The following is an 18684-nucleotide window of genomic DNA, read 5'->3' on the forward strand; positions in this document are numbered from 1 at the left end:
GGGAATGGTCCCCGTACCTCCCGCGCCGGCGCCGGGTTTCTCCCGCAGCTCGTGCGCGCGCGGTCGAGGACCAGCCCGGTCGGCGGCTCCGGGGGGAGCGGGCCGCCGACCGGGCCGGGTACGGAGTGCGTGTGCGGGCCACCCATGGCTACGAGTCGCTCACGCCCGTCAGATAGGCGGAGACGATCACGTTCGCCGTGTAGGTGCGCGCGTTCTTGTCGAAGGTGCCGCCGCAGGTGATGAGGCGCAGCTCCGCGCGGCCGTCCTCGTGCGGGCCGTACGCCTGCTTCGCGTCGAAGCGTTCCCGGTCGACGACCTGGACGTCCTCCACCGTGAACTCGGCGGTCCTGCCGTCGGCTCGGGCCACCTCGACCTTCTCGCCGGGGCGCAGGGTGCTGAGGTCGTAGAAGACGGCGCGTTCGGTCTCGGTGTCGACGTGGCCGACGAAGAGGGCGGCGCCGGGGGCGCCGGGGCGGGTGCCGCCGCCGTACCAGCCGACGGTGCCGGAGTCGGCGAAGGGCGGCGGGTCTATCGCACCGTCGGCGTCGAGGCCGCGGGCGGTCACGGGGGCCCGTACCTTCAGCGCGGGCACGTCGACGCGCTCGGGCCGCGCGGGTGCCAACGGTGCGTGCGCGGCCGGAAGTTCGATGCCGAGGGGCCGGCCGACGGCGGCCACGTCGCCCGTGGCGGGTGCGGAGAGACCGCCGCGCAGGCCCGTGATGTCGCTGCCCCAGAGGCAGAGGCCGGCCAGGAGGACCGCCCAGGCGAACCCGGTCAGGAGCCGCCCCGAGCCGGAGACGCGTCGTATGCCGGACATGGTGCCGTCCCTTCCGTCACTCGGAGCGGCGCCGGCGGACGCTGCGGAACGCCACCGCGACGGCGGCGACCCCCGCGAGGATCAGGCCGATCACGGCGTGCCGGGTGCCGGGCCCCGCCTCGTTCGCCTCCGCGCCCGCGACCGTGGTGCTCAGGTGTGCGGTGCCGCCGCCACCGGCCCGTACCGGGGAGACCGGTTCGGGGTTGTGCCGCTGGATGCGGACGGTGCCGACGCCCTGGTGCGGGTGGCCGTCGCAGGTGACCGTGACGTCGTGCGTGCCGGAGATGCCGCGCTTGATCCTTGCGCTGCCGTTGAGCGTGTATGTGTCGCCGTCCCGGCCGGTGAGCTCGGCGTCCCCCTCGAAGGCGCCGGACCCGGCGGTTCCTGTGGTGCCGCTGCAGCCCGTCACACTCACCTCCACGGTGGCGCCGGGCGCGGTGCTCGCGGGGGTGACGGTGGCCCGTACGGAGCCGTTGTCGTGGGCCTGGGCCGCGCTCACGGGCAGGACGGCGGCCAGAACGACGGCCACCCCCGCCCCACGGACAGCAAGGGAACATGTACGCATCGTGATGAACCTCCACTACGAGGTTCACCCGGCCGGGCCGACTCCGCATCTCGATGCGCGGCGGACAGTCGGCCCAGGCCCCCGTCTCAGACCCGTTCGACCAGGTCAGCGATGGAGTCCACGACGTTCGACGGCCGGAACGGGTGCCGGTCGATGTCGGCGCGGGACGTCAGCCCGGTGAGCACCAGGAACGTCTCCATGCCCGCTTCCAGGCCCGCGAGGACGTCCGTGTCCATGCGGTCGCCGATCATCGCGCTGGTCTCCGAGTGCGCGCCGATGGCGTTCAGCCCGGTCCGCATCATGAGCGGGTTCGGTTTGCCCGCGAAGTACGGGTTCTTGCCGGTCGCCTTGGTGATCAGCGCGGCGACGGCGCCGGTGGCGGGCAGCGGGCCCTCGGTGGAGGGGCCGGTCTCGTCGGGGTTGGTGCAGATGAACCGCGCCCCGCCGTTGATCAGCCGGACGGCCTTGGTCATGGCCTCGAAGGAATACGTGCGGGTCTCGCCGAGGACCACGTAGTCGGGGTCGTGGTCGGTGAGGACGTACCCGATGTCGTGCAGGGCGGTGGTGAGGCCCGCCTCGCCGATGACGTACGCGGTGCCGCCGGGGCGCTGGTCGTCGAGGAACTTCGCGGTGGCGAGCGCGGACGTCCAGATGTTCTCGACGGGCACGTCGAGACCCATGCGGTTCAGCCGGGCCTGGAGGTCGCGCGCGGTGTAGATGGAGTTGTTCGTCAGGACGAGGAACGGCTTGCCCGACTCGCGCAGCTTCTTGATGAAGGCGTCGGCGCCGGGGATCGGCACTCCCTCGTGGATGAGCACGCCGTCCATGTCGGTGAGCCACGATTCGATGGGCTTGCGCTCTGCCATGCGGTGCACTCCTGCGGTGTACGAGGTGGCTGGGGCGCCGGGACAGCGCTGTGCCGACGCCCACAGCCTAATCAAGCCTCGCTGATCTTGACCCCGTCGATCGTCCGGTACCGGTCGCGGCCGTCAGCTGCCGGTCGCCGACTTCCAGTCCTCCACGTACGAGCGGAGGTTCTTCGAGACGTCCGCCCAGTCCGGTTCGAAGATCTCCACACCGTCGATGATTTTTTCGAGGGCGATGGCGTTGGCGTCGGTGGCCTTGATGTCCTTGCGGGCCGGGAACCCGCCGCCGACCTCGCTGACCTGCCGCTGCGCCTCGCGCCCGAGCAGGAAGTCGAGGAACTTCTTGGCGTTGGCGCTGTGCGGGGCCTTGGTGACGAGCCCGGCCGCGTAGGGCAGCGCGAAGGTGGTGGGCTTGTCGGGGTTCTCGGCGGTCGCCGGGAACCAGATGCCGAGGTTCGGCATGTCCTTGGACTGCGCGTAGTTCATCTGGACATCGCCGTTGGCGGCGAGCAGTTCGCCCTTGTCGACCTTGGGGGCGAGCTTGCCGGTGGAGGCGGAAGGACCGACGTTGTTGGTCTGCAGCTTCTTCAGGTACTCCATCGCCGGCTCCTCGCCGCCGAAGTCGTGCATCGCCTTGATGAGCACGGCGGTGCCGTCGCCCGCGACACCGGGTGTGGAGTACTGCACCTTGTTCTTGTACGAGCCGTCGGTGAGGTCCTCCCACGTCTTGGGGGCCTTGCCGCCGCTCAGCTCCTTCTTGTTGTAGATGAACCCGAAGTAATTGTTGACGACGGAGGTCCACTTGCCGTCGGCGTCCTTGTCGGCGCCGTCGACCTGGTCGGCACCCTTGGGCTCGTACGCCTGCAGAAGCCCCCGCTCGTCGGCCTGCTGGATGAAGGGCGGCAGCGTGATGAGCACGTCGGCCTGGGTGTTGGACTTCTCGCGGACGGCGCGCTGCACCATCTCGCCGGAGCCGCCCTCCACGTAGTTGACCTTGATGCCGGTCTTGTTCTCGAAGTCCTTGAAGACACGGTCGTACCAGCCGTCCCCGTTCTCGCCCTTGAGGCCGTCGGCGCTGTAGACGGTGACGACCTTGTCGTCGGACGCGGCGGAGCTGCCGCCGCACGCGGTGAGGGCTGCGGTGAGGACGAGGGCGCCGGTGACGGCGGCGACCGTGCGGAGGTGCGTGACGCGGGACATGACGTGGGGTGCTCCTTGAAGAAGGGGAGTCATCGGTAGGAGGCGCGGGTCCGGATGCGGGAGACGGCCAGGAGGACGAGCAGCGTGGCCGCCATCAGGACCACCGCGACGGCGGCGCCGGTGAAGGTGGAGCCGCGGTCGGTGGCCGCGTAGATGCGCACGGGCAGCGGCATCCAGTCCGGCGGGTAGAGCATCATCGTGGCGCTCAACTCGCCCATGGACAGGGCGAAGCAGAGCCCGGCCGCCGCGTTCAGGGACGGCAGCAGGAGGGGCAGTCTCACCTTCCACAGGACGTACGAGGGACGGGCGCCGAGTGACGCGGCGGCCTGTTCGTACACCGGGTCGAGGCGCGCGATCGCGGCCGAGACCGACTGGTGGGCGAAGGCGGTGACGAGGAGGGCGTGGGCGAGGATCACGATCCACCGCGTGCCGTTGAGGATCATCGGCGGTCGGGAGAACGCGACGAGGACGGCGAGCCCGACGACCACGGACGGCACGGCGACGGGCAGCACGAACAGGGCGTCCACGAACCTCCTGCCGCCCCGCTTCAGGGAGGCGGCGGCGAGCGCGGCCCAGGTCCCCACGGCGAGCGCGAGGAGGCTGGCGGCGCATGCGGTGACGAGGCTGGTGGTCAGGGCTTGCAGGGACTCGCCTCGGGTCGCCGACGCGTAGTGCTCGCCGGTGAACCCGGACGGGAAGGCACCGGACCAGTGTTCGGCGAACGACGCCATCAGGATCACGAGCAGCGGCAGCGCGAACAGCGGCAGGAAGAGCACGAGGAACAGGACCCAGGTGGCCCACTTCACCTTGCGGCTATGCACCAACACGACGGCTCACCACCCGGTACAGGCCGTAGAGGCCCACGGAGATCGCGATGTTGACGACGGCGACGACGCAGGCCGCCGGATAGTCGGATTCGAGGATCGCCTTGCTGTACACGAGCATCGGGAGGGTCGTGACCCCTTTCGCCCCCGTGAAGAGGACGATCCCGAACTCGTTCAGGCACATGACGAGGACGAGGCTGCCGCCCGCGGCGAGCGCGGGCAGCGCCTCGGGCAGGATGACGCGCCGCACGATGCGGGCGGGCCGGGCACCGAGGCTGGATGCGACCTCGATCTGCGCGGTGTCGATCTGCGAGAACGCGGCGAGCAGGGGCCGCATCACGAAGGGCGTGAAGTACGTGATCTCCGCGAGCAGCACGCCCCACGGGGTCGTCAGGAACTGGAACGGGCCCTCGGCGGCGCCCGTCGTGTCCGTCCACACGCCGTTGGCCATGCCCTTCGTCCCGTAGACGAAGAGGAGGGCGAGCGTGATCAGGAAGGACGGAAAGGAGAGGAAGACGTCGATGAACCTGGCCACGGCCTTCCCCCCGGGAAACGGCACGAAGGCGATGACCAGCGCGAGCACGAACCCGAGCACGAGACACCCGACGGTGGCCCCCACCGCCAGCCACACGGTGGTCCCGAGCGCCTCCCGAAACGCCTCGGAGCCGAAGACGTCGGAGTAGGGCTGAAGGGAGGTCCCCCCGGTGTCGGGCTGCACGGACTGCTGGACGACGAGGAAGAGCGGGTAGAGGAAGAAGACCCCGAGGAGGGCGACGGGGGGAAGGGCCCACACGAACGCGGGCAGCCTCCGCAGTCGCCGCTCCCGCTGTGGGCAGGCGTTCCGCACGGCGATGGGGGTCCCCCCTGCTCGAGCGGAGTCGAGAGCTCGGGGGAGGGTGGGCACACCCCCCGGTGCCGGGTCACCTGCACCGGGGCGTTCGGTGGGACTAGCCATCGGTCACCCCTCCGGCCAGGAGCACCGCGTCTTCGGCGGCGAAGTGCAACGTGACCACGTCACCGACGGCGGGCGGTTCACGGAGTTCCCGCAGGTCCGCCTTGACCCGCTCCCCGGCGACCTCGACGTACACCCGGTGCGTGGCGCCCCGCCACTGCACCTCGACGACCCGCCCGGTCAGGGCATTGGGCCCGTCCCCGAGCCCCACCAGGTGGGGCCGCACGCACAGCGTGGCCGTCACCCCGGCGGCCACGCCCCCCGTGTCGACCTTCAGCTCGGTGTCGCCGAGGAACACCCCGTCCGCCCCCACCGTCACCGCGAGGAGGTTCGCGTTGCCGACGAACGACGCGGTGAACTCCGTACGGGGTGCCCGGTACAGCTCCTGCGGCGTCCCGCAGTCCCGGAGCCGCGCCCGGTCCATGACGGCGATGCGGTCGGCGAGGGTGAGCGCCTCGACCTGGTCGTGCGTGACGTACAGGATCGACACGTCCGGCAACTCGCGGTGCAGACGGGCCAGTTCACCCAGCATTCCCGACCGCAGCTGCGCGTCGAGCGCGGACAGCGGCTCGTCGAGCAGGAGCACGTCGGGCCGGATGGCGAGCGCCCGCGCGATGGCGACGCGCTGCTGCTGACCGCCGGAGAGCTCGCGCGGGTACCGCTTGGCGTACGAGGCCATGCCGACCATGCCGAGCGCTTCGGCGACGCGTACTCCGATGTCCCCCTTGGCCGCCTTCCGCGCCTTCAGACCGAACGCCACGTTGTCCTCGACCCGCATGTGCGGGAAGAGGGCGTACTGCTGGACGACCATCCCGATGCCCCGCTGGTGCGGCGGCAGGTCCGTGACGTCGCGGTCCCCGAGGAACACCCGCCCGGACACGGGCCGCACGAACCCCGCGACGGCCCGCAGCGCCGTGGTCTTGCCGGACCCCGACGGCCCGAGCAGGGCCATGACCTCGCCGGGCTCGACGGTCAGGTCGAGGGAGTCGAGGACAGTGGTCCCGTCGTACGCGACGCAGACCCGGTCGAAACGGATGCCGCTGCCCATCAGCCGACGCCCCGGAGCAGGGCGGGCAGTTCGGCGACGGAGCCGAGTACGTGGGTCGCGCCGGCCTCGCGCAGCGCGGCGTCCCCGTGCGCGCCCGTCAGCACCCCGGCGACGACCGACGCGCCCGCGCGTACGCCGCTGAGCATGTCGTAGGCCGTGTCGCCCGCGACGGCGACGTCCCGCACGCCGTCCGCGGCGCCGGTCCGCAGGAAGGCGGCGAGCACCATGTCGGGGTAGGGGCGCCCGCGCCCGCCCGCGTCGGCGGGGCACAGGGTGAGGCCGACCAGGTCCCGCCACCCGAGCGCGTCGAGGATGGCGTCCTGTGTGACGCGGGCGAACCCCGTGGTGAGGACGACGGTGCGGCCGTCGTCCGCGAGCTCCTCGATGGCCTCGCGTGCGCCGGGGACGGGTGCGATGCGGCCCCCGTCGACGAGCGTCCCGTACGCCTTCTCGAAGGCGACGTTGGCCTGCTGCGCGCGCCTCTCCTCGCCGAACAGGTGCCGGAAGACGGAGATCTTGGACTCGCCCATGGTGGCGCGGACGTACTCCAGCTTCGCCGCGTGGTCGGCGGAGTCGGGCTCGACGCCGAGTTCGCGCGCGGCGGCGGCGAAGGCCTGCTCGACGAGGCCTCCGTCGGCGACGGTGGTGCCGGCCATGTCGAGCACGACGAGCCCGATACGACCGGCGTCCACGGCAGGTGCGTCGGCAGGTGCGTTCATGCTGTTCGTCAACTCCCTCACCATCCCAGTTCGTCGGCGGTCCGCTCGGCGATGGCGGGCGAGCAGGTCATGCCGCGCCCGCCGGGCCCGGTGACCAGCCACACGCCGTCGCGCACCTGCTGCCGGTGCACGACACGGCTCGTGTCGACGCACTGCGCGTACACCCCGGCCCAGCGCCGCCTGATCTTCGGCAGCGGACGGCCGAGGAAGCCCTCGACGACCTCGGTGAGGTGGTCGTAGGGGTCCTCGACGGTGTCGAAGGCGAAGGGGTGCTCGTACTCGTGGGTGTCGCCGATGGTCAGGCCGCCGTCCTGGCGCTGCACCATGAGCAGCTGCATCTTGTGCGCGGCGGCGGTCGGCGCCTGCTCCTGCGCCGAGTTGAGCGCGTCCAGAGCCGCCGACTTGTACGCCGGGTAGTAGCGGAAGCTGTCCGCGTCGGCGACGGAGGTGGTGAGCGGTTCGCCGAGGGGCTCGGTCTGCATCATCTGCAGGCGTACGCGGCGCACGGGCAGGTCGGGTCCCGCGAGCTCGCGGACGAGGCCGCCGAGCCAGGCGCCGGTGGCGAGGACGACGGCGTCACCGGTGTGCACGTCGCCGTGGTCGTCGCGCACGGCGTTCTCGCCGACGACGTCGCGGACCTCACGGCCGGGCAGGAAGGTGTAGCGGGGCGATGCCGACAGTGCCGCCCTGAGCCGCAGTTGGGCGGTGCGGGGCTCGACGGCCGCGTCCCGTTCGCACCACAGGGCGGCGCTGAACCCGCCGCGCAGGGCCGGGTTGAGGGCCCGTGCCTCGTCGGCGGTGAGCAGCTTGTACCCGCGGGCGGCGGCGTCCGGACGGGCGAGGGCGGCCTCGGCGACGGCGTGCTCGCGGTCGTTGCGGACGAGGGTGAGGGAGCCGTTGGCCCGGAAGCCGAGGCCCGGGACGCGGGCGCCGATCTCCTCCCACAGCTCGCGGGCGCGCAGGGCGGTGTCGAGCTCTTCGCCGCCCGCCCGGCCGCTCACCCATATCTGCCCGAAGTTGCGCAGCGACGCGCCCCGGGCCTCGCTCTCCCGCTCGATCTGTACGACCTCGTGGCCGCGGTCCAGTGCGTGCCAGGCGTGCATGGTTCCCACCACGCCGGCTCCTACGACGATGACTCTCACGGCGGCAACGCTGCTGGGGGCCGGTGACCCGGGCGGGGCGAGTGGGCAACGGGACGGTGAACGGCCACCCAAGCTTGGACTAGACCCGTTACCTTCTCGTGATGCAACTGGGTGACCCGGTCGAGGGCGGTTCCTCAGCCGAGGTGCGTGGTGAACGAGAACCGGTCGCCCCGGTAGAGGGTGCGCACCCGCTCCAGCGGGCGGCCCGAGGTGTCCCGCGACAGCCGGTGGATCAGCAGCATGGGGAGTGCGGGCGGCGTCCCGATGAGAAGGGCCTCGCGGGGCGTGGCGAGGACGGTCTCGATCCGTTCGTCGGCGTCGCCGAAGGAGATGCCGAGGCGGTCGCGCAGGTACGCGTAGAAGGACGAGTCGGGTTCGAAGTCGGCGTCGAGGCGGGGCACGCGGGCGACGGAGACGTAGGTGCTCTCCAGGCCCACGCGCTCGTCGTCGGCGAGCAGCACACGCTCCATGTGCCAGACGGCTTCGCCGGGTTCGGCGCCGATCTCGGCGGCGAGGGGGCCGGGGCAGGGGAAGCGATCAAGGGAGATGAGATTACGTCCGGGCGTACGCCCTTGCCTGCGCACGCCTTCCGTGTAGCTGGCGAGCGACAGCGGCTGCTCCAGCTTCGGGCCCGCGACGACCGTGCCGCGCCCCTGCCTGCGGAGCCGCCCCTCCAGGAGCAGTTCACGCAACGCCTGCCGCACGGTCTCCCGCGCCACCTCGTACCGCTCGGCGAGATCGCGCTCGGTGGGCAGCGGCTGCCCGTCCCCCAACTCCTCGATGAGCCCCGCCATCCTGGCCTTCACGGCGTAGTACTTCGGGATGCGCCCGTGCTCGGGAATCCCGGAGCGGACGGGCGCGCCGGGCGCCTGCGTGAGCAGGTGGGCCGGGGGTTCGGGGTCGAGGCCGGGGGTGAGGTTGTCCACCGGGGGATGTTCGCAGACGTACGTGAACGGGTGGGTGAACGTGGGGTGGCGGGGGGAGTTGGGGGTCCCGTCCTGGGGCCCCTCACCGCCTCCCGGCGCGCAGGCGCCGCGCGCCCACCGCGAGGGCGCCGAGCCCGAGGAGGGCGGCGCCGGCGGCGATGCCGGATCCCAGCGTGGTGCCGGTCCCCGTCTCGGCGAGCTCCTGGAGCCGTTCGGCGGAGGGAGCCGTCGCCGAGGGGACGACGGTGCCTTCGGGGACAATGTCGAAGGGGTACTCGTTGGAGGCGCCGACCCAGTCGCCGTCGTCGTCCCTGCGCTGGACGACCGCGGCGGACGTCACCACGTGGTTGGGCTCGGCGCCGGGGGCGAAGGAGAGGCGGACCTTGACGGTGACGGTGCGGCCGGGCCCGACGGTGAATCCGGGAAACCCGTTGCCGCCGAAGACGCCGACGTTCTCCCCCTGCCCGGTCCTCTCGAAGTCCACGTCCCACCACCGGTCCCCGTCACCGAACTCCGCCCGGACGTGCCGCGCCCGCAACGTCCGCTCCTCGTCCGCCAGGACGAGGACGGGGTGGATGTTCCCGCAGGTCTCGTCGGTGGAATTGCTGAGGTCGAGCGTCCAGTCCCGCGGCTCCCCACCGGACTCGTAGGCGCCGGGCCCCGGGTGGATGCGGGTGACGAGGGGGAACTCGGTGGCGTCGACAGAGGTGCAGGCGGGGTGGTCGGCGGGCGGGCCGCCCTCGGCAGCCGCGCTGGGCGCCAGGGCGAGGACCGCGGCGGTGACGCCGAGGACGAGGAGATGACGGAGGCGCATGCGGGACCTTTGCGGGGCGGGTGCCGGGGACGGGACGGGGGCAGGGGACCGGCACCGGCACCAGGACGGAGGCGGCAGCGGGACGACGGCGTGGGCCTGCTGTCGTGGGCTGAGACCCTGTCACGCTCGCCCGCCCGGACTGCCCCGCCACCGCCCGTTGGGCCCGATCGGCCCGCCGGAGTCCCCTCGATCAGGCGAGATTCCCCGGCCGGCCGATTGGGCTCAGCCCCGGCCTCCGCGGCGGCCCGGAAACGCCACGTCCGCGCGGCCGAAGACGGGCGCGAGGACGAGTTGCGCCGCGCCCTCCGCGACGGCCCGCTCCCCTCCGGGGGCGAGGCCCACGGGCACGGGAACCGGGACCGTTGCGCCCCCGCCTCCGCCCCCGCGCCGGACCCGTTCAGCGACGACCGCCCCCACCCCCCGTACGAAAAGATCCTCCGCCGCGAACACCGTCCGCCCTCCGAGGAGCACGCGGTCGATGTCGAGGAGCCCCACCAGGTTCCCCGCGGCCGTGCCGAGGACCCGTGCCGCCTCCTCGAGCTCGCCCCGCGCGACCGCCGCGAGGCAGAGCGCCTCCACGCACCCCCGGTCCCCGCACTCGCACCGCGGCCCGTCCAGCTGGAGCACCTGATGCCCGAACTCCCCCGCCCCCGTGCGCGCCCCGCGGTGGACGGTCCCGCCGAGCACGAGCCCGGCACCGAGCCCCGTGCCCAGGTGGACGTACGCGAAGGAGTCGGCCGCACCCGCGAGCGCGAGGCCGAGTGCCGCGGCGTTCGTGTCCTTGTCGACGGTGACCGGCAGTCCGAGCCGCTCCGCCAGCGCGTCCCGCAACGGGAATCCGTCCCACTCGGGGAACCCGGTGACCCGGTGCAGGACTCCCTCCGCGTGGTCGAGCGGCCCCGGGAGCGCGACCCCGACCCCGGAGACCGGCCCCACATCCCCCGCACCACGTCCCGCCGCACCCGCACCCAGCAGCTCCCGCACCTCCTCCGCCGCGACCTCCACCACCGCCCGCGCCCCCGCGCCGAAGGCGAGCGGGGCGCGGCGTTCGGCGACGACCGTGCCGGTGAGGTCGACGAGGACGGCCGTCAGCTCGTCCCGGTCCAGGTGGAGGCCGACCGCGTGCCCCGCGCCGGGCACGAGGCGCAGCACCGTACGCGGCTTGCCGCCCGTCGAGGCGCGGCGTCCCGCCTCCGCCGCAAGGCCCTCCGCCCGCAGCCGCGCCGTGATCTTGCTGACCGCCTGCGGCGTGAGCCCCGTGCGCTCGGCGAGTTCAAGACGACTGATGCCCGTCTCCCCCGCGGCACGCAGCAGATCGAGCACGAGCGCCGCGTTGTGCCCACGCAGCGCCGGCAGGTTCACGCCTGGGTTTTCCCTCTGCACGTACGACTTCACGCCCCCATTGTCCCGCCCGCTTGCACTTTGGCAACACCGTTGCTTAAGTGGATGGCATGACTGGTACAGGCTCCACGCGCCCCACGCCGGGCTCCCCGCACCCCTCCCCGGGCTCGCCGCTCCGCGTCGGCCTCATCGGATACGGACTCGCGGGTTCCGTCTTCCACGCCCCGCTGATCGCCGCCACCGAGGGTTTCGTCCTCGACACGGTCGTGACGTCGAACCCCGAGCGCCAGGCACAGGCACGCGCCGAGTTCGGCGACGCCCTGCGCTGCGCGGCCTCCGCGGACGAGCTGTGGGACCGGGCGGACGAGCTCGACCTGATCGTCATCGCCTCCCCGAACAAGACCCACGTCTCCCTCGCGACCGCCGCCCTCAAGGCGGGCCTGCCGGCCGTCGTGGACAAGCCGATCGCCGGCACGGCCGCCGAGGCGCGCGAGCTCGCGGCCCTCGCCGACGAGCGGGGGCTCCTCCTGTCGGTCTTCCAGAACCGCCGCTGGGACAACGACTTCCGTACGCTGCGCAAGCTGCTCGACGACGGTGGACTCGGCGACGTGTGGCGCTTCGAGTCCCGCTTCGAACGGTGGCGGCCGCGGCCGAAGGGCGGCTGGCGCGAGTCCGGCGACCCGCAGGAGATCGGCGGCCTCCTCTACGACCTGGGCAGCCACGTCGTCGACCAGGCCCTCGTCCTGTTCGGCCCCGCGGTGAGCGTGTACGCGGAGTCGGACGTACGCCGTCCGGGCGCGGAGGCCGACGACGACACGTTCATCGCGGTCACGCACGCGAACGGCGTCCGCTCGCACCTGTACGTCAGCGCGACGACCGCCCAGCTCGGCCCGCGCTTCCGCGTCCTCGGCTCCGAGGCGGGCTACGTGAAGTACGGCCTCGACCCGCAGGAGGCGGCCCTCCGCGACGGCAAGCGTCCGGCCACCCACACCCCGTGGGGCGTGGAGGACGAGGCGATGTGGGGCCGGGTCGGCTCCGGCGAGTCCCCGCTGACCGGCGGCGGCAGCCCCGCCCCGACCCTGCCGGGCGACTACCCCGCGTACTACGCGGCGGTGGCCGCGGCACTGCGCGGCGAGGGCCGGAACCCCGTCTCCGCGCACGAGGCGGCGGCGGCCCTCGACGTCCTGGAGGCGGCGCGCCGCTCGGCCCGCGACGGTGTGACGGTGACGCTGTGAGCACTCCTCCCGCCCCCGCGAACGCCCCCTCCATCGACGAGCTGGAGGCCCAGGAACGCCGCCTGGTCCTGCCCCACTTCACGTACGACGACGCGTGGGCCCTCGGCACGCTCCTGGTGGACCTCGCCCGCGAGCGCGAAGCCCCCGTCGCCATCGACATCCACCGCGGCGGCCAGCAGCTCTTCCACGCGGCGCTCCCCGGCTCGACCCCGGACAACGACGCCTGGATCACCCGCAAACGCCGCGTCGTGGAACGCTACGGCTGCTCCTCCCTCCTGGTCGGCTCCCGCTTCCGCGCCAAGGGCACGACCTTCGAGGACGCCTCCCGCCTCGACCTCGACGCGTACGCGGCCCACGGCGGCGCGTTCCCGATCGCGGTCGAGGGCGCGGGGGTGATCGGCGCGGTGGTGGTGTCGGGGCTGCCGCAGGTGAAGGACCATGCGTTGGTGGTCGAGGCGCTGGAAAAGTTTCTCGCAACCTGAACGGCCTTTAATTCAGCGTAACGAGTGAACTAAACTCACTGGAAAGACTGAAAGCGGCCCTGTGGGTTTTTCTACTGTCTCCACAGGGCCCTTAATTGCGCAGCATGCAGCTGCCCGCATTCGTGGACCTACGCCCCATCGGCCGCTGCAATCTCAGCTGCCCCTTCTGTTTCGGACCGCGTCACGAGGTCCCTTCCATGTCTTGGGACACAGCTCGGAACGTGGTCGACGTCCTGCGGGACGGCGGGGTGCAGGGTGTCGTCATCTCCGGTGGTGAACCGACTCTGCTCCCCTACCTCCCGGACCTCGTAGGGGCGCTGCGCAAGCCCTTCGACGACGGGCGGCCCGCCCCCCGCGTCGTCCTCAGCACCAACGGCCTCGCGCCCCGGAAAGCCATGGACCGCGTCCTGCCGCACCTCTCCTGGATCGCCCTGCCCCTGGAGTCCGCGGACCGGAAGGAGCACGGCCTCCTGCGCACCGGCAGCCCCGCACCGCACCGCGACCGGGTACTGCGCCTGCTCGGTGAGGTGCGCGAGAACCACGAGCACGTCCGGGTGAAGCTGGGCACCGTCGTCACCCGCCTCAACGTCAAGGGCGCGCCGCAGGTCCTGGACCTGATCGAGGACGCGTCCCTGCCGGACGTCTGGAAGGTCTACCAGATGTCCGAGACCAATTACGGCGCGGACAACCGGGACTGGCTCGCCCTCGGCGACGAGGAGTTCGAGGACGTCGTGAGCGCGTGCCGGGAAGCCGCACGGCAGCGCGGTGTCCCCCTGCGGGTGTACCGGAACTCCACCCGGACCGGCAGCTACTTCTTCATCGATCCGGACTGCGGGATCGTCGTCGTCGACGAGGGTGAGGAACGCAGAATCGGGAATCTTTTCGAAAAGCTGGCGGACGACACGCTCCGGCCCGCCCAACTGCTCACCCCTGCCAGGAACGTCGAGAACTTCGCCGGCACCTACCCGGACCAGTGAGGAGTTCCCGATGACGGCGCATGTACGTGTAGGGGTGCAGGCAATCGTCCGCCGCGACGGCCGGCACCGGGGAAGCCCGGCCGGTGACATCCTGCTGGGTCTGCGGGCCAACTGCTTCGGCGCGGGTTCCTGGGGCCTGCCCGGCGGCCACGTCGAACTGAACGAGACTTTCGAGGAGGCCGCCCGCAGGGAGCTGGCCGAGGAGACCGGCATCGACGCGCTGGACCTGCGCGTCGCCTGCCTCACCGACCCCGACCCCGCGACCAACCACCACATGCAGGTCGGCGTCGAAGTCCTCGACTACGCGGGCGACATCAGGCTGCGCGAACCCGACCGCTGCCTGCGCTGGCAGTTCTGGCCCCTGGACGGGCTGCCCGAGCCGCTCTTCGTCGGCTCGGAGGGCGTCATCTCCGTCCTCACTCCGTGCTCTTGCACCAACGGTCGTCGGACTGCGTCGTCATCAGTGCGCGCAGCCTTTCCATGTGCTTCTCCTCGTGCATGCCGAACTGAGCCCAGGTGCTGGTCAGTTCCCATTGCGTACGGAACGCCGCCAGACTGTCCTCGTAGTACTTGCTGTCCTTGAGGAACTGGTGCTCGAACACGCTCAGGCCCCTACGGGTGCGCTGCAGTGGATTCATGGTGATGTACGGCTCGAAGAAACCCGCTTCCGAGGTGAGCAGCGTCGACCCCGAGATGTCGGTGGGGGTCAGCTTCAGCTCGATGTGGTCGGGGAACCGGCTGCGCAGATCCTTGTACGACTCGATCACCGGCAGGAACGTTTCCTGGTAATACGTACTTGCCCGCACCCGGTCCACGATGTTCTGGTGGCTCACCGGTTCCGAGTCCGCGCCGTGCTGCATGAAGATCGCGAGATTGTTCCAAGGGCTGCTCAGAATCACGTGAAAGTAAGTGCCCCGTTCCAGGGCGCGGTGGATCTGCCAGTAGAAGATGTCCAGGTCGGCCAGGAAGTAGGAGGCGCCCGCGTGCGCCGTCAGGCGGATGACGTTCCGCTCCGCGTCGATCGCCTTCTTCTTCGCGGTGTTGCGGACGTCGTTCTCCTGCGGCGTGTAGGTGCGGTCGATGCGGTACGGGAGGTCGTCCGCCTGCACTGTCGCGGCGCGGAGGTGGGCCAGCGCCTCGCGTATCGCGAGGGTCTGCGCATGCTCCCTGCCGAGGGACTCCACGGCCATCTCCTCGGCCGATTCGAGCAGCGACACCGCCCGCTGCCTGCGCGAGAGGCTCCCCGAGCCGCCGCCCGCCGCCTCGAACTCGGCGACGGCCAGCGCCGCCTGGGCCACGATCGTCTCGCGGTGGGTCGCCCCGAGGAACGCCGACGCGTTCAGCCGCACGATCTCCAGCTCGCTCAGCTGCCGCTCGCTGAGTTCCACGTCGTGGGCGGCCGCGGCCGCCTCGAACTTCGCCGTGGCCAGCGCGCGCCGCGCGGCGATGGCCGCCGGATGGTCACCGCCCTTGAGGGCGATGGAGTGCTCCGCGGACCGGTCGAACCTCCGCAGGGTGGCGCCGATGCGGTCCAGATCGCGGTCGTCCTCGCCCCGGGCCAGCTCCAGTTGCACCCATTCCGCCGTCAGGCGTGCGTCGGGGTCGTCGCCCGGCCGCGTGTCCAGCTCCTCCAGCGCCTTGTCCGCCCAGAAACCGGCGTCCCCCAGATCCCCCCTGCGCAGGCTGACGGCCCCCAGGTTGGCGAGGATCCGGCCCCGCTCCGGGACGAGGCTGCCGCGTTCGGCCCTGCTCAGCGCGCGGCACAGGACGAGCCGCGACCGCTCCAGATCGCCGTGTTCGGCGAGCAGGGCGCCCAGCTCGTTCCAGACGGACGCCGCGTACACCTCGCGGTCCGCCTCGACGGTCTCCATGTGCCGCAGCGTCATGTCGGCCACGGAAAGGGACAGGGTCTTCATGCCGAGGGCGCTGAGGAGCTTGGCGAGGTGGATGAGCTGTCCGGCGCGCAACTGCTGGTATTGGTCGGCGGGGTCGGGCCTGCGGACGTGTTTCACGTACGCCGCGAGGCGGCTCCTGTCCCGGGGGTTTGGCCCCGGGGGCGTCGAGTGCATCTCTTCGAGGAGCATCTCCTCGGCGACGGCTATGGCGTCGTCCAGGTACTGCGTCGTCGTCATGGTCCCTCCCGGGAGGTCGCCGGCCCACTGCCGGTGTGCCGGGTCAGCGGCGTATCCAGTGCACGGCCACCACGGAGTCGTGCCCCGCCTTCTTCAGGGCCTCGGCGACAGCGGCGTTGATCCGCAGTTTCTTCTCCGTATCGGTCGCCTCCACCGAGTACGGCCTGACGGAGAGGGGCCACTGGTCCCTCGCCAGATCCTCGATCCGGAACCGGAACCGGTCGAACTGCCTGACGGCCTCGCGGATCGTGGCGGCGAAGACCGTGTCCCCCGCCGTGTCCGCGTGCCGCTTGACGATGAGGCCGAGGACCGCCGTCGGGCGGTACGGATCGCCGCGCTCCACCGGGCTGCCCGCGAACTTCCCGTAATCGTCCGGGCTCGTGTGGCAGTTGAGCCGCAGGGCGCAGGTGTTCACGCCCTTCTCCGGGTCTCCGTACGCGTACGACACGTCGGCGACGGTGCCGGACAGCACGTCGTCGGTGTCGGGCGGCTGGTGCGTCGCCTTCCACTCCTCGTCCTGCCGCGCGTCGTCGAAGCAGACCCGGGGAAGCCGGACGTCCTCCCCCTCGGCGAAGGTGAGGTTCAGGAGCGCGAGGTCCGAGCGCCGGTCGTGGTCGTGCACCTTCCCCATGGCCTGCTTCCCGTCGGAGAGGCGCAGCATGAGCAGGTCGAGGCCCTTCAGCTCGCGGTCCTTGAGGCAGTGCGCGGCGGTGAGGGCGAACTCGCGGGTGAGGCGTACGCCCGATCCGCGCCGGCAGCCGTCGCCCTGCCCGAGGCCTTCGTCCTGCCCGCAGTCGGCCCCTCGGCGGCATTCGGCGCCCTGTCGGCAGCCGCTCCGGAAGATCTCGATGAAGTGTTCGTCGTACACCACGGGCCAGCCCCCCCGTCCCGGACCCTGAGCGAACCCCCGATTTCGCCCGGAAGACGCCATGGTAACCAGAATTGGTTGCCGGGGAATGGGCCTGTGGCACATCTGAGGGAATATTCAGTCGGGGGCGACCGGACGCGCTCTGCGGATTCCGGGAACTCTCGAACGCTTCAGCCGCGCCAGCCACTTCTGCCTCATCGAGATCCTTTCGGGATGAATCTCGGCACGCAGCAGAGCGAGGAGCCGGTGATCCGCTTTCCTTGATTTTTTCACGGTCTTTTTGAACTCGACCCAGTAAGGGTCGTTGTCGCTGATCCGCGGATTGTTGTCCTGCTGGGTGCACCACGATCCCCAGGCCAGTTTCCACCGCCGCCGGGCCGCGAAGGCGCGCTTGCAGGCGGTGAGGAGCGCGTCGCTGCCGTAGATCTCCAGGCGGGCGAGGAGCGGGGACATGTCGTCGGCGGGGACCGTCGTGCCGGGCGGGCGTTCGGGGAAGGCGCCGGTTCTGCGGACCGTCTCCCTGAGGTCCGCCATGCGCCTGACGGCGATCATGACTTCGTCGTAGACGGCCATACGCCGGTCCCACACGCGGTTCTCGTGTTCGCGTCTGGTCGTGGCCCGCTGGATGAGCCACGCGCTGGAGAACGTGGCCAGGGCGCCGAACGCCGTGCCGGTGAGCGCCGCTTCGGCCGGAGTCAGTCCCATGGCGTCATCCCCATGGCGTCATGATGACGCGCGGACGCCCCCGGCGAACCTGAACCGGGAACGTCCGCGACCGTGCGCCGGGAACGTCCGCTCCGCGCGTCACCCGGCGGGCTACGCGTCCTTCAACTCCTGCCTCTGCCGCCCGAGCCCCTCGATCTCCAGCTCCACCACGTCACCGGCCCGCAGGTACGGCTTCGGCTCCGGCTGCCCCATCGCCACGCCCGCGGGCGTCCCCGTGTTGATGACGTCGCCGGGGTAGAGGGTCATGAACTGGCTCACGTAGCGCACGACTTCCGCGACCGGGAAGATCTGGTCGGCGGTCGTGCCGTCCTGCTTCAGCTCACCGTTGACCCAGAGTTTCAGGGACAGGGCCTGCGGGTCGGCGATCTCGTCGGCGGTGACGAGCCAGGGGCCCAGCGGGTTGAACGTCTCGCAGTTCTTGCCCTTGTCCCAGGTGCCGCCCCGCTCGATCTGGAACTCCCGCTCGGACACGTCGTGGGCCACCGCGTACCCCGCGACGTGCGCGAGCGCCTCCTCGTCCGACTCCAGGTAGCGCGCCGTACGTCCGATGACCACGGCGAGCTCGACCTCCCAGTCCGTCTTCACGGAGCGGCGCGGCACCAGGACGGTGTCGTCGGGGCCGATCACCGTGTCCGCCGCCTTGAAGAAGACGACGGGCTCGGCGGGCGGCTCCGCGCCCGTCTCGCGGGCGTGGTCGTGGTAGTTCAGGCCGATGCAGACGACCTTGCCCACCCGCCCCACCGGCGGCCCTACGCGCAGCCCGGCCGCGTCGAGTACGGGCAGGTCACCGGCGTCGGCGGCGGCCCTGATCCGGTCGAGCGCCGCCGCGTCGGCGAGCACGCTGCCGTCGATGTCGGCGACCACCCCCGACAGGTCCCTGAGGGTTCCCTCGGCGTCGAGGAGCGCGGGGCGCTCCGCGCCTGACGTACCGACTCGCAGCAGCTTCATGGTCAGACTCCATTCCTTCGGCAGCCCGGCCGATGGGATGCGGCCATCGGAGGTTTGGTCGATCGTCCAAGGTCGCCGTCCGCTCCGCAATACCCCGTTCAC

At 71.5% G+C, this 18684-nt stretch carries 19 protein-coding genes and 1 pseudogene; 4 read left to right on the plus strand and 16 right to left on the minus strand.

Annotated features, from left to right (window positions below):
• Positions 1-148: 148 nt before the first annotated feature.
• From DEJ47_RS14005 to DEJ47_RS14060, 12 genes are all read right to left on the minus strand, one after another.
• The gene (locus DEJ47_RS14005; RefSeq protein WP_150168288.1) at positions 149-817 is read right to left on the minus strand and encodes a class F sortase; all 669 of its coding nucleotides are present in this window, start codon (positions 815-817) and stop codon (positions 149-151) included.
• Positions 818-833: 16 nt separating this feature from the next.
• Positions 834-1346, minus strand: a complete 513-nt coding sequence (locus DEJ47_RS14010) for a hypothetical protein (RefSeq protein ID WP_223828348.1) — start codon at positions 1344-1346, stop codon at positions 834-836.
• Positions 1347-1468: 122 nt separating this feature from the next.
• Positions 1469-2248 carry an HAD-IIA family hydrolase gene (locus DEJ47_RS14015; protein ID WP_150168292.1) on the minus strand — a complete coding sequence of 260 codons (780 nt, stop codon included), beginning with the start codon at positions 2246-2248 and terminating at the stop codon, positions 1469-1471.
• 123 nt (positions 2249-2371) lie between these two features.
• Complete coding sequence (locus tag DEJ47_RS14020; protein WP_150168294.1) at positions 2372-3448, minus strand: 2-aminoethylphosphonate ABC transporter substrate-binding protein; 1077 nt, start codon at positions 3446-3448, stop codon at positions 2372-2374.
• Positions 3449-3477: 29 nt separating this feature from the next.
• Positions 3478-4275, minus strand: a complete 798-nt coding sequence (locus DEJ47_RS14025) for an ABC transporter permease (protein ID WP_150168296.1) — start codon at positions 4273-4275, stop codon at positions 3478-3480.
• Complete coding sequence (locus DEJ47_RS14030) at positions 4262-5227, minus strand: 2-aminoethylphosphonate ABC transporter permease subunit (protein ID WP_150168298.1); 966 nt, start codon at positions 5225-5227, stop codon at positions 4262-4264. The genes DEJ47_RS14025 and DEJ47_RS14030 overlap by 14 nt, the downstream gene beginning before the upstream one ends.
• Positions 5220-6272 carry an ABC transporter ATP-binding protein gene (locus tag DEJ47_RS14035; RefSeq protein WP_150168300.1) on the minus strand — a complete coding sequence of 351 codons (1053 nt, stop codon included), beginning with the start codon at positions 6270-6272 and terminating at the stop codon, positions 5220-5222. Before DEJ47_RS14035 ends, DEJ47_RS14030 begins: the two co-directional genes overlap by 8 nt.
• The gene (locus DEJ47_RS14040; RefSeq protein ID WP_150168302.1) at positions 6272-6991 is read right to left on the minus strand and encodes a phosphonatase-like hydrolase; all 720 of its coding nucleotides are present in this window, start codon (positions 6989-6991) and stop codon (positions 6272-6274) included. Before DEJ47_RS14040 ends, DEJ47_RS14035 begins: the two co-directional genes overlap by 1 nt.
• Positions 6992-7008: 17 nt before the next feature.
• Positions 7009-8133, minus strand: coding sequence for a TIGR03364 family FAD-dependent oxidoreductase (locus tag DEJ47_RS14045; RefSeq protein WP_150168304.1), 1125 nt, complete (start codon positions 8131-8133; stop codon positions 7009-7011).
• A gap of 134 nt (positions 8134-8267) precedes the next feature.
• Positions 8268-9059: a GntR family transcriptional regulator gene (locus DEJ47_RS14050; protein WP_150168306.1), complete on the minus strand. Its 792-nt coding sequence runs from the start codon at positions 9057-9059 to the stop codon at positions 8268-8270.
• An 82-nt stretch (positions 9060-9141) separates the two neighbouring features.
• Complete coding sequence (locus tag DEJ47_RS14055; protein WP_150168308.1) at positions 9142-9873, minus strand: hypothetical protein; 732 nt, start codon at positions 9871-9873, stop codon at positions 9142-9144.
• 222 nt (positions 9874-10095) lie between these two features.
• Complete coding sequence (locus tag DEJ47_RS14060; protein ID WP_150168310.1) at positions 10096-11268, minus strand: ROK family transcriptional regulator; 1173 nt, start codon at positions 11266-11268, stop codon at positions 10096-10098.
• A gap of 56 nt (positions 11269-11324) precedes the next feature.
• Between DEJ47_RS14060 and DEJ47_RS14065 the strand changes: the two genes are divergently transcribed.
• The 4 genes and pseudogenes from DEJ47_RS14065 to DEJ47_RS37625 form a co-directional block, all read left to right on the plus strand.
• Positions 11325-12449 carry a Gfo/Idh/MocA family oxidoreductase gene (locus tag DEJ47_RS14065; protein ID WP_150168312.1) on the plus strand — a complete coding sequence of 375 codons (1125 nt, stop codon included), beginning with the start codon at positions 11325-11327 and terminating at the stop codon, positions 12447-12449.
• Positions 12446-12931, plus strand: a complete 486-nt coding sequence (locus tag DEJ47_RS14070) for a heme-degrading domain-containing protein (protein ID WP_150168314.1) — start codon at positions 12446-12448, stop codon at positions 12929-12931. The genes DEJ47_RS14065 and DEJ47_RS14070 overlap by 4 nt, the downstream gene beginning before the upstream one ends.
• A 104-nt stretch (positions 12932-13035) precedes the next feature.
• The gene (locus DEJ47_RS14075; RefSeq protein ID WP_150168316.1) at positions 13036-13908 is read left to right on the plus strand and encodes a radical SAM protein; all 873 of its coding nucleotides are present in this window, start codon (positions 13036-13038) and stop codon (positions 13906-13908) included.
• A 10-nt stretch (positions 13909-13918) separates the two neighbouring features.
• Positions 13919-14278 (plus strand): annotated as a pseudogene (locus DEJ47_RS37625) (nucleotide triphosphate diphosphatase NUDT15); the annotation flags it as partial.
• Between the two features lie 46 nt (positions 14279-14324).
• On the opposite strand, the gene DEJ47_RS36895 reads toward DEJ47_RS37625, so the two are convergent.
• The 4 genes from DEJ47_RS36895 to DEJ47_RS14095 all read right to left on the minus strand — a co-directional run bounded on the left by DEJ47_RS36895 (position 14325) and on the right by DEJ47_RS14095 (position 18582).
• Positions 14325-16040 (minus strand): hypothetical protein, encoded by a 1716-nt coding sequence (locus tag DEJ47_RS36895; protein WP_223828349.1) that lies wholly within the window; start codon positions 16038-16040, stop codon positions 14325-14327.
• 43 nt (positions 16041-16083) lie between these two features.
• On the minus strand, positions 16084-16911 hold the full coding sequence (locus DEJ47_RS14085; protein ID WP_150168320.1) for a hypothetical protein: 828 nt from the start codon (positions 16909-16911) through the stop codon (positions 16084-16086).
• Positions 16912-17025: 114 nt separating this feature from the next.
• A complete protein-coding gene (locus DEJ47_RS14090; protein WP_150168322.1) occupies positions 17026-17613 on the minus strand; it encodes a hypothetical protein in 588 nt (195 codons plus the stop codon).
• A gap of 111 nt (positions 17614-17724) precedes the next feature.
• Positions 17725-18582, minus strand: a complete 858-nt coding sequence (locus DEJ47_RS14095; protein ID WP_150168324.1) for a fumarylacetoacetate hydrolase family protein — start codon at positions 18580-18582, stop codon at positions 17725-17727.
• Positions 18583-18684 lie beyond the last annotated feature (102 nt).

Source organism: Streptomyces venezuelae (assembly GCF_008642355.1).
Taxonomy (GTDB): domain Bacteria; phylum Actinomycetota; class Actinomycetes; order Streptomycetales; family Streptomycetaceae; genus Streptomyces; species Streptomyces venezuelae_B.